11 protein-coding genes are annotated in these 10,176 nt (G+C 63.8%); 8 read left to right on the plus strand and 3 right to left on the minus strand.

The window, feature by feature from the left end:
• Positions 1-56: 56 nt before the first annotated feature.
• The 6 genes from LB533_RS25600 (at position 57) to LB533_RS25625 (ending at position 6,675) form a co-directional block, all read left to right on the plus strand.
• A complete protein-coding gene (locus LB533_RS25600) occupies positions 57-1,085 on the plus strand; it encodes a LacI family DNA-binding transcriptional regulator (protein ID WP_140644292.1) in 1,029 nt (342 codons plus the stop codon).
• Positions 1,086-1,392: 307 nt separating this feature from the next.
• The gene (locus tag LB533_RS25605; protein ID WP_140644290.1) at positions 1,393-2,520 is read left to right on the plus strand and encodes a sugar ABC transporter substrate-binding protein; all 1,128 of its coding nucleotides are present in this window, start codon (positions 1,393-1,395) and stop codon (positions 2,518-2,520) included.
• Between the two features lie 78 nt (positions 2,521-2,598).
• Complete coding sequence (locus tag LB533_RS25610) at positions 2,599-4,146, plus strand: sugar ABC transporter ATP-binding protein (RefSeq protein ID WP_140644288.1); 1,548 nt, start codon at positions 2,599-2,601, stop codon at positions 4,144-4,146.
• 13 nt (positions 4,147-4,159) lie between these two features.
• Entirely contained in the window at positions 4,160-5,140 is a 981-nt protein-coding gene (locus LB533_RS25615; RefSeq protein ID WP_140644379.1) for an ABC transporter permease, read from the plus strand.
• A complete protein-coding gene (locus LB533_RS25620) occupies positions 5,137-6,123 on the plus strand; it encodes an ABC transporter permease (protein ID WP_140644286.1) in 987 nt (328 codons plus the stop codon). The genes LB533_RS25615 and LB533_RS25620 overlap by 4 nt, the downstream gene beginning before the upstream one ends.
• Positions 6,124-6,192: 69 nt before the next feature.
• Complete coding sequence (locus LB533_RS25625; protein ID WP_140644377.1) at positions 6,193-6,675, plus strand: gluconokinase; 483 nt, start codon at positions 6,193-6,195, stop codon at positions 6,673-6,675.
• Positions 6,676-6,737: 62 nt separating this feature from the next.
• On the opposite strand, the gene LB533_RS25630 is transcribed toward LB533_RS25625, so the two are convergent.
• Both LB533_RS25630 and LB533_RS25635 read right to left on the minus strand, forming a co-directional pair.
• On the minus strand, positions 6,738-7,187 hold the full coding sequence (locus tag LB533_RS25630) for an RrF2 family transcriptional regulator (RefSeq protein ID WP_006202816.1): 450 nt from the start codon (positions 7,185-7,187) through the stop codon (positions 6,738-6,740).
• Between the two features lie 258 nt (positions 7,188-7,445).
• Positions 7,446-8,432 (minus strand): sulfate ABC transporter substrate-binding protein, encoded by a 987-nt coding sequence (locus LB533_RS25635; RefSeq protein ID WP_140644284.1) that lies wholly within the window; start codon positions 8,430-8,432, stop codon positions 7,446-7,448.
• A gap of 211 nt (positions 8,433-8,643) precedes the next feature.
• Here LB533_RS25635 and LB533_RS25640 point away from each other — a divergent pair, with 211 nt between their 5' ends.
• Positions 8,644-8,919, plus strand: coding sequence for an antitoxin (locus LB533_RS25640; RefSeq protein WP_140553856.1), 276 nt, complete (start codon positions 8,644-8,646; stop codon positions 8,917-8,919).
• Positions 8,919-9,317, plus strand: a complete 399-nt coding sequence (locus LB533_RS25645; protein ID WP_181169615.1) for a type II toxin-antitoxin system VapC family toxin — start codon at positions 8,919-8,921, stop codon at positions 9,315-9,317. Before LB533_RS25640 ends, LB533_RS25645 begins: the two co-directional genes overlap by 1 nt.
• Before the next feature lie 14 nt (positions 9,318-9,331).
• On the opposite strand, the gene LB533_RS25650 is transcribed toward LB533_RS25645, so the two are convergent.
• Positions 9,332-10,176, minus strand: an 845-nt coding sequence (locus LB533_RS25650; protein ID WP_224678456.1) for a sulfate/molybdate ABC transporter ATP-binding protein, incomplete at its 5' end; no start/stop codon positions are given.

The following is a 10,176-nucleotide window of genomic DNA, read 5'->3' on the forward strand; positions in this document are numbered from 1 at the left end:
ACGTCGATCGTATTGCGGCAGCGCCTTGGCGGCCACGCACCGCATGGAGCCTGTCCTTGATCAAGCCGCGCTCGCGCCGAGGCGGCGGCCGCCCGACCATATCCGACGTCGCGCGCAAGGCCGGCGTAGGCGCAATCACCGTGTCTCGCGCCTTGCGCGAGCCGGAGCGGGTCTCCGAGGACCTGCGTCGCCAGATCCACGCCGCCGTCGACGAACTGGGCTACGTGCCGGATCCCAACGCACGGGCGCTGGCCTCGGCCCGGGCCGAGGTGTTCGGCGTGCTGGTGCCGTCGCTTACCAACAGCGTCTTTGCGGAGGTGGTGCGTGGCATCTATGACAGCCTGTCTGACAGCGCCTTCCGCATCCAGCTCGGCAACACCCACTATTCCGGACTTGAAGAAGAGCGGCTGCTGCAGGTGTTCGGGCCGCAAAGGCCGGCGGCGCTGATCGTGGCCGGCATCGACCAGACGCCGGCCTCGCGAAAATTGCTGGAGAACGCAGGCTGCCCGGTGGTGCAGGTCATGGAAACCGGCCCCGATCCGGTGGATATGATGGTCGGCTTCTCGCATCTGGACGGCGGCAGGGCGGCGACCGAGCATCTGATCGAGGCGGGCTACCGTCGCATCGGATTCATCGGCGCGCGCATGGATCCGCGCTCGCAGCGACGCCTGGCAGGATACCGCATGGCGGTGGAGAAAGCCGGCCTGTTCGATCCACGCCTGATCACCACCACGCCGGTGCCGTCCAGCGTAACGCTGGGGCGCGAACTTTTCCGCGGCGCGCTGGCCAAGATGCCGACGCTCGACGGCGTATTCTGCAACAATGACGACATCGCGCTAGGCGCGCTGTTCGAGTGTCATCGCGCTTCGATCAGTGTACCCAAGAGGGTCGGCATCGTCGGCTTCAACGATCTCGATATGATGCAGGTGGCGTTTCCCTCCGTCACCAGTATCCGCACGCCCCGCTACGAGATCGGACGGCGGGCGGTGGCTATGGCGCTGGCGGCGATAGCAGGCGAGCCTCCGCAGCAGCGCGTCGTGGATCTCGGTTTCGAACTCAAACGCCGCGAGAGCACGGCCCGCTGAACACACTTTCGCGATCAGGAGAAAGGGCGCTTTACACAGCACTCTTGGTAGCGCTACCATTCCTACCGGACAGGGAAGAGAATGCAACGGCACGGAGCCTGTCTATTATACATAAGCGACAACTAATTCTTGTTTATTATGGATAATATGCTATTTTCCCCAATAGCCTGGGAACAACGGGGAGGAGGCATCGCATAGGCCATTGGCCATCGGAAAGGCAGGTAGGACAAGGCAGGAGGGCCGGAGCCGACCGTACGAAATTCACATCGCGAAACGACATCAGAATTACAAAATGGGAGGATTATCGATGATCAAGTCACTGGTAGGTGGCATCATTGCCGCCAGCGCATTCGTCATGCTCAACTCGGCCGCCATGGCCGCCGGCCCCGAGATCGTGCCGGGCCCGGCCGCCCAAGCGGACTGCTTCGCGCCCTGGAGCGCGGACACGAAATTCTTCAAATATCCCAAGAAGGAAGGCCCATACCGTATCGCCTTCGCCAATGGCTATATCGCCAACACCTGGCGCATCCAGATGGTGCAGACCGCAAAGGCCTATGCCGCCCAGCCGGATGTCAAGGCCAAGATCAAGGAATTCAAGGTCGTCTCGACCGGAGAGGACGTGCCGGCGCAGATCTCGGCGATCAACAACTTCATCGATTCCGGCTATGACGCCATCGTCACCGACGCACAGAATCCGACCGCCTTCGGCCCGGTCATCAAGCGCGCCAAACAGGCAGGCATCGTGCTGGTCGCCTTCGACAACATTCTCGACACCAAGGACGCCATCAATGTCAATGTCGACCAGAAGGGCCTCGGCGAATTGTGGGCCAAGTGGCTGGTCGACAAGGTGCCGAATGGCGGCAAGATCCTCGAAGTGCGCGGTGTGGCCGGCACTTCCGTTGATACAGACCGCCACAACGGCATTCATGAGGTGCTCGACGCTTCCGGCAAGAAATGGGACGTCACCGAAGTCGCCGGCAAATGGGACGACGGCGTGGCACAGAAGGTGACCGCGGATGCGATCGCCACAAATGGTCCCTTCGACGGCATCACCGGTCAGGGCGGTGACACCGGTATCGTGCAGGCGATGATCGACGCCAAGCATCCCTTCGTGCCGTTCGGCGGCGAAACCGAGAACGGTTTCCGCAAGTTCTGCGCGGCGCATTCGGCCGACGGCCTGAAGTGCACCTCCGCCGGCTCGGGGCCGGCCCAGGTCGCCGTCGCCATCAAGGCGGCCATTGCGGCGCTGGAAGGCGAGGTGGTGCCGCAAGAGGTGAAGCTGCCGCTGGCTGTCGCCTCTGATCCGGACATGAAGGAAGGCACGGATTACTTCCCGAAGGAGTCCGACAATTTCTTCGTCGGCAATTCCTTCCCGACCTGCGGCATCAACTTCAGCGCCCAGGAAATCATGGGCCAGACCAAGGAAAACCAGTAGTTCCGCCGGATGCCATTTCGGCGCTGCGGCCAACCCGCGGCGCCGGTCCCCGAATATACGAGCGCCCTGGGAGGGTTGATGGACGGTGCGGCTCCGCTCTTCCGCATGGAAGGCATATCGAAGCGCTATGGCGGCGTGCGGGCGCTGGAGAAGGCCGAGCTGTCGGTCGAGGCCGGCAGCATTCACGCCATCCTTGGCGAAAACGGCGCCGGCAAGTCGACGCTGATCAAGATCATGGCGGGGGTCGTTGCGCCCGACGAAGGCCGCATGCTGCTGGACGGGCGCGAGGCGACCTTCGCCTCGCCGGGCGCCGCGAACAAGGCCGGCATCGTCTGCATCTTCCAGGAGTTGTCGCTGATTCCCGAACTCAGCGTCGCCGACAACATCGTCATATCCGATCCGCCGAAGCGTTTCGGCATGATCGACCGCAAGGCGCAGCGGCGCATCGCCGAGGACGCCCTGGCGCGTGCGGGAGCATCCGACATTCATCCGCTGGCACTGGTCAAGGACCTGCCGCTGTCGCGCCGGCAGATGGTCGAGATCGCCAAGGCATTGGCCAGGAAGCCGCGCATACTGATCCTCGACGAGGCGACCTCGGCACTGACGGCGGCGGATGTGTCGAAGATCTTCGCCGTGCTGAAGCGGCTGCGTTCGGAAGGGCTGGCGCTGCTCTACATCTCGCACCGCATGAACGAGATCGCCGAATTGGCGGACCAGTGCACCGTGTTCCGTAACGGCCGCAATGTCGCCAGCTATCCCGCCGGCTCGAAGAGCGACAGTGAAGTCGTCGAACTGATGATCGGGCGCGAATACAGCCACATCTTCCCGCCCAAGCCGACATTTGCGCCGGCCGTCACCGCGCCTGTGCTCGAAGCCCGCAAGCTCTCCTGGACGGATCGCCTGCACAACATCTCGCTGTCGGTCAGGGCAGGCGAGGTGGTTGGCCTCGGCGGCCTCGACGGACAGGGCCAACGCGAATTGCTGCTCGCTTTCTTCGGTGTCCTGCGTGGCCTCAGCGGCCAGATCCTGGTCGACGGCAAGCCGGTCGGCATCGCCAGCCCCGCCGCTGCCCGCGAGAACGGCATCGGCATGGCGCTCATTCCCGAGGATCGCAAAACCGAAGGCCTGATGCTGCCGATGACGGTGCGCGAGAACCTGTCCTTCGCCGCGCTCGACCGGCTGTCGAAGGGCGGCATCATCGACCGCGCCGCGGAGCAGCGGCTTATCGACGACATGGTCGGCCTGCTGGCGATCAAGACGGCCGGCCTCGACATTCCGGTCGGCGCGCTGTCGGGCGGTAACCAGCAGAAGGTCGTCATCGCCAAATGGCTGATGCGCCAGCCGCGTATCATCCTGCTCAATGATCCGACGCGCGGCATCGATGTCGGCACCAAGCAGGAGCTGTATCAACTGATGCGCAAGCTGGCGGACGCGGGGGCGGCAATCCTGTTCTATTCGACCGACTATGACGAGCTGATCGGCTGCTGCGACCGGGTGCTGGTGCTCTACGACGGGGCGGTCAAGCGCGAACTGGTGGGCGCCGAAATCACCGAGCGGGCGCTGATATCGAGCGCGCTCAACATGCCTGGCGGGGATAGCCCGGTGAACCGGGGAGCGAATGCGTGAAAGGGATTTTGGCGTGAAGGATTGGCGCTACTGGCTGGCGGAGCAGCGCGGAACGCTGCTGGCGCTCGGCATCTTCATCGTCATGTTCGTCATCTACACCGCGAACCATCCGGCCGGCTTCACCGCCAATGTCGTGCAGACGGCGGCCAACAAGGGCGTGCTGCTGGCCTTCGTCGCCATGGCGCAGACGCTGGTGGTGATCACCGCCGGCATCGACCTTTCCGTCGGCATGATCTTCCTGTTGACCAACTGCCTGGCCTCTTGGCTGGTGGTGGGCACACCGATGCAGACGGCGCTTGGCGTGTTGGCGGTACTGGCCGTCGGACTGCTGTGCGGGGCGATCAATGGCGCCATCGTCATCTACGGGCGGCTACAGCCGATCGTCGCCACCATCGCCACCGGCGCGGTCTATTATGGCATCGGGCTGCTGCTGCGGCCGTTCCCGGGCGGCTCGGTCAATGAGGGCCTGGCCGACGCGCTGACGGGCCGTGTGTTTGACGTGGTGCCGGCCAGCATGGTTGTGCTCCTGGCCGTCGTGCTGGTGATCTGGGTGCCGTTCAGCCGCTCGGTGCTTGGCCGCGCGGCCTATGCGGCAGGGTCGTCGGAAATGGCGGCCTACATGTCAGGCGTGCCCATCCGGCGCGGCAAGTTCGCAGCCTATACGCTGGCGGGGCTGCTGGCCTCGATCGGCGGCCTGTTCCTGACGTTCTTCACCTATACGGGCGAAGCGGCCTATGCCAGCGGCAACTCCTACACGTTGTTTTCCATTGCCGCCGTGGTGCTGGGCGGCGTCTCGCTGTTCGGCGGCAAGGGAAGTGCCGTCGGCGCTATCTTCGGTGCGCTCGCCTTCCGCACCATCGGCGATCTGTTGTTCGTCTTCGATTTCGACCCGCTGTGGCAGCCGCTGTTCCAGGGCGTTATCCTGCTGATCGCCGTCAGCCTCGGCGCCTTCGCCCTGTTTAGGGTCCGAAACCGGCTGGAGTGGTTCCTGTGAGCGAGACGACATTGGGCGGCATCGCCGGACGCATGCCGAAATTCATCCGCCGCGCCGATCCCGCGGTGCTGACGGCCTTTGCCTGCATCGTGGTCCTGCTCCTGCTGGGCAGTCTTTATTCGCGCAGCTTCCTGTCGCCTGAATATCTCTTGCAGCAGCTCAAGGTGGCCTCTTTTCTCGGCGTCATCGCGACCGGCATGATGCTGGTCATCCTGCTCGGCCAGATCGACCTGTCGGTGCCGTGGTCGGTGGCGGCGGGCGCGATGATGGCTTGCGCCGCGGCCGCGTATGGCCCGGCCGGGGTTGCGTTGGCCATTCCATTCGGCGTCTTGTGCGGGGTGCTGATCGGCATCCTCAACGGCATCGGCGTCGCCTATCTGCGCATTCCCTCCATGATCATCACGCTCGCCACCAACGCCGTCGCGCAAGGGCTGATGGTGGTCTACACCGGCGGGTTCTCGCCCCAGGATTCGGCCACCGGCGCCATGCGCTACCTGGCCACCGGCTTTGCCATTCCGGGAGTTCCCAACGCGGTCATCATCTGGGCGCTGATCGGCGCTGCGATGGTGTTCGTTCTGACCCGCACGGGCTTTGGCCGCACCGTCTACGGCATCGGCAACCGCGAGCGTGCCGCTTATCTCTCGGGCATCGATACAAGGCGCGTGGTGATGATCGCCTTCGCCGTCTCCGGCGGGCTCTCCGCCTTCGGCGGCGTGCTCCTTGCCGGCTACGCCTCCAAGGCGGCGCAGTCGATGGGCGACGCCTATCTCCTGCCGTCGATCGCGGCTGTCGTGCTGGGCGGCACCTCGATCCTTGGCGGGCGCGGCTCCTATCTCGGCACTGTCGCCGGCGTCATCCTGATCACGCTCCTGCAATCCATACTGTCGGTCATGCAGATGCCGGAGGCGGGTAGGCAGATCATCTATGGCGTCGTCATCGTCGCCATGCTGCTGCTCTACGGCCGCGCGCCGGCAAGCCGCTAGACCATCGTGGCGGAAAGGACAGATCAATCGCCGACCGGTGCCAGCGGGCCGGCGCCGGTCATCGTGGCGATGGGCGTCGCCGGCTGCGGCAAGTCGGCCGTCGGCATGGCGCTGGCAGAGAGTCTGGGCGCCGTCTTCATCGAAGGCGACCGGCTGCATCCACCGGAAAACGTCGCCCGCATGACCAGAGGCGAGCCGCTGACGGACACTTTGCGCGAGGGATGGCTCGATGCGATTGGCGAGCGCATCGCGGCCTCGGCCGGCAAAGGGCAGGGCGTTGTCGCCGCCTGTTCGGCGCTGAAGCGAAGCTATCGTGAACGACTGCGCGGCTTCCGCCGTGACATCCTCTTCCTCTACCTGGAGATCGACCCGGCCACGGCGCGGCAGCGCGTCGGCAACCGCAAGGGTCATTTCATGCCGGCAAGCCTGGTCGACAGCCAGTTCGCGATTCTCGAGCCGCCGGCGGCGGACGAGCGGGCGCTGACGCTCGATGCGACGCACCCGATCGCCGAACTTGTTGCCGAGGCGGTGCACCTGGCGCGGTGGTTCTGAACCTTGATCGGCGCGATGCCGGCATTCGACTTGTGCCGGCAAATGCCGCGCATGCGCAGGGTCTAGATCTGCGACGTCAACTCGACCGGAAAATCATCATTGTCGGCGTCGCGCATGGCGGCAAGGCTGCGGTTGTCCAGTACCTCGGCGATTGCCTGGCGCACCTCGAGCATCATGTGCCGGACCTGGCACGTCGCTTCGTCGCAATCCTCGCAGCGCTGATATTGCGTGCGGCTGGCGCATGGGATCGGCGCCAGCGGCCCGTCCAGCACACGCACGACATGGCCGATCTTGATCTCCGAGGCCGGGCGGGCGAGGCGATAGCCGCCTTCCTTGCCTTTGCGGCTCTGGACGAAGCCGGCATTGCGCAACTCGCCCAGAATGGCATCGAGGAATTTCTTGGGGATGTTGTTGGCGACCGCGATGTCGTTGACGAAGGCCAATTGGCCAACCGGCAAGCCGGACAGATGCACGAGGGCCTTGAGGCCGTATTTGCCTTTTTTTGTCAGCATGCCCGAGTCAACCCATGAAGCCCCAACAACCCGCATCTGGCGGCTGTTTGTGTGCAAATGATGACGGGGCTTGTGGAGCGCTGCCGTTTCGCGAACAAGCCGATTTGCCGGCACATTAGGCGCAAACGCGTTGATTCTTCGTAACCTCGTGCGCGGCAGGCGTCGTATCTGCCAATGTTTGCCGCAAACGGAGAAAGCCGGCAAAGCGCCGGCTTTCCTGATTTGCTTATCCCAACCTGCTATCGCGCCGCGAAAACCTTATCGGTTGCCATAGGCCTGGTCGAGCAGGCCGCCGGCGGCGAAATGCTCTTTCTGGATGTTGCCCCAGCCGCCGAAGACGTTTTCCACCGTCAGCAGGCGCACGTCCGGGAAGTCGGCCTTGTGCTTGGCGGCGACAGCGGCATCGCGGGCGCGCAGGCCATTGTCAGCGGCGATGTCCTGGCCCTCGGGCGTATAGAGGAAATCGAGATAGCTTTTGGCCAGATCACGCGTGCCATGTTCGTCGGCGACCTTGTCGACGATCGCCACCGGGAATTCTGCCAGCAGGCTGACGGAAGGCGTGACCTGCTCGAATTTGTCGTCGCCATACTCCTTGCGGATGCCGCGGGTTTCTGATTCGAACGTGATCAGCACGTCACCGATCTCGCGCTGCACGAAAGTGGTGGTGGCTGCGCGCCCGCCCGTGTCGAAGATCGGCACGTTGTTGAACAACTTGGTGATGAATTCCTTCACCTTGGCGTCGTCGCCCTTGAAGGCCTCCTTGGCGTAGGCGGTAGCCGCCAGATAGGTGTAGCGCGCATTGCCCGAGGTCTTCGGGTTGGGGAAGATCACCTGCACGTCGTCGCGCACCAGGTCGCTCCAATCCTTGATGTGCTTGGGGTTGCCCGCCCGTACCAGGAAGGATGGCAGCGAATAGAAGGGCGAGGCGTTGTCGGGAAAATCCTTCTGCCAGTCGGCCGAGACGAGGCCCTTCTTGACCAGGAAGTCGATGTCGGTGACCTGGTTGAAGGTGACGACATCGGCGCCAAGCCCTTCGGCGATGGCACGCGCCTGCGCCGAGGTGCCGGCATGCGACTGGTCGATGCTCACGCCCGGGTGCTTCTCGGTAAAGGCCTTGTTGACCTGGACGAACAGTTCGCGGCCGACGTCATAGGAGGCGTTGAGCAGCTTGTCGGCAGACCAGGCTTGGGAAGATGCGAGGAACAGGCCGGCGACGGCGACGACGCCGAGGAGAAATCGCTTCATGAAATGAGACTCCGTCTAGTGCTTAATCGCCCGACCATAGCCCTGCGCCACGGGCCCGACGAGACACCTGCAATGGTTTCGCGGTGCCACCGTAAGAAAAAATGTCGTCACGAGCGCTATCATTAGAATTCTGTTCCGCCCAACGCTTTCTTACCTTTGCATTCCTGGGCCAGCATGCATATACAATATGCATATACAAAGGGAGGCAACCATGCCCCAACACCGCCATTCAACAACACGGCCGTCGAAGGAGGCGAAACTGTTTCGCAATAACCGCAGCCAGGCGGTGCGCATTCCTGTCGAGTTCGAGCTCCCCGGCGAGAAGGTCCTGATCAGCCGTGAAGGCGACCGCCTTGTCATTGAGCCGATCCGCAAAGCTGGGCTCGGCGCGTTGCTCGCCCAATGGGCAAACGAGCCGCCGCTCGGCCCCGAGGACGATTTTCCCGAAATCAATGATGCGCCGGTCGAATCCGAGGACATTTTTTGATGCGGTTTATGCTGGACACGAACATCATCAGTGACATGATCCGAAATCCGGCTGGCAAAGCCGCCAATGCAGTGGAGCGCGAGGGAGACGACGCCATTTGCACAAGTATCGTGGTGGCCTCGGAATTGCGATATGGCTGTGCCAGGAAGGGATCAGCCAGGCTGCTCAAAAAAGTCGAGCAATTGCTGGCCGAGATTCCGGTCTTGCCACTCGATCTTCCGGCGGATGCAGAGTATGGCGCCCTTCGTGCAGAACTGGAGGCCGCCGGCCAACCCATTGGCCATAACGACCTTTTTATTGCTGCGCACGCCTGCGCTATGGGCATCACTTTGGTAACGGCCAATACGGGCGAGTTCATCCGAATCCGCAACCTGAAGATCGAGAACTGGCTGGAGTAGTGCTCGGTCCAATATCAAGCAGCCGGAAACAGCTTCCAGCGGCCCGGGCGGAATGCTAGCCGGCTCTTCTGCGCGGCGGGATGGTCGACGGGCAGCTCGATCTCGACGCGCTGGCGTTCGCCGCCGATCTCGAGTTCCACCCGGCGGGTGCCGGCGACGCGGCGGCTGGCGACCACGGTGCCGGCGATGCAGCCAGAGCAGCCGCTCAGCAATTCGACGTCGTGCGGACGGAAGTAGAGCGTGGCATTGCCGCTGGCGGCGTCCGGCGCGGACAGCCCGATCGGGCGATCGGCGAGCCAGACCTCGCCATTCTCGACCTTGACGGGAAGCGAGCTCGATTCGCCGATGAAGCCATAGACGAAGGGCGAGTTCGGCCTGTCGTAGATGTCGTCGGCGGTGCCGACCTGTTCGATGCGGCCCTGGCTCATCACCACCACGCGGTCGGCAAGCTCCAGCGCCTCTTCCTGGTCGTGGGTGACGAAGACGGTGGTGTGGCCGGTGGCGTCATGGATGTCGCGCAGCCAGCGGCGCAGTTCCCGGCGCACCTGCGCGTCGAGCGCGCCGAACGGTTCGTCGAGCAGAAGCACTTTGGGTTCGATCGCCATGGCGCGGGCCAGTGCGACGCGCTGGCGCTGGCCGCCGGAAAGCTGCGCCGGATAGCGCTTTTCCAGGCCCGAGAGCTGCACCAGATCGAGCAGCTCGGAGGCGCGGCGGCGGATCTCGGCCGCCGGCGGCCGCGTCGAGCCCTGCCGGACCTTGAGGCCGAAGCCGATATTGTCCGAGACCGTCATGTGCCGGAACAGCGCGTAGTGCTGGAAGACGAAGCCGACATTGCGCTCCTGGATCGATTTCTGCGAGG

It is taken from the genome of Mesorhizobium sp. BR1-1-13 (assembly GCF_020165515.1).
Classification (GTDB): domain Bacteria; phylum Pseudomonadota; class Alphaproteobacteria; order Rhizobiales; family Rhizobiaceae; genus Mesorhizobium.

What these genes read in the sequence shown, in the direction of transcription:
- LB533_RS25605 (WP_140644290.1), top strand. Translation starts at nt 1,393, where the DNA reads ATGATCAAGTCACTGGTAGGTGGCATCATTGCCGCCAGCGCATTCGTC.
- LB533_RS25610 (WP_140644288.1), top strand. Translation starts at nt 2,599, where the DNA reads ATGGACGGTGCGGCTCCGCTCTTCCGCATGGAAGGCATATCGAAGCGC.
- LB533_RS25625 (WP_140644377.1), top strand. Translation starts at nt 6,193, where the DNA reads ATGGGCGTCGCCGGCTGCGGCAAGTCGGCCGTCGGCATGGCGCTGGCA.
- LB533_RS25630 (WP_006202816.1), bottom strand. Translation starts at nt 7,187, where the DNA reads ATGCTGACAAAAAAAGGCAAATACGGCCTCAAGGCCCTCGTGCATCTG.
- LB533_RS25635 (WP_140644284.1), bottom strand. Translation starts at nt 8,432, where the DNA reads ATGAAGCGATTTCTCCTCGGCGTCGTCGCCGTCGCCGGCCTGTTCCTC.
- LB533_RS25640 (WP_140553856.1), top strand. Translation starts at nt 8,644, where the DNA reads ATGCCCCAACACCGCCATTCAACAACACGGCCGTCGAAGGAGGCGAAA.
- LB533_RS25645 (WP_181169615.1), top strand. Translation starts at nt 8,919, where the DNA reads ATGCGGTTTATGCTGGACACGAACATCATCAGTGACATGATCCGAAAT.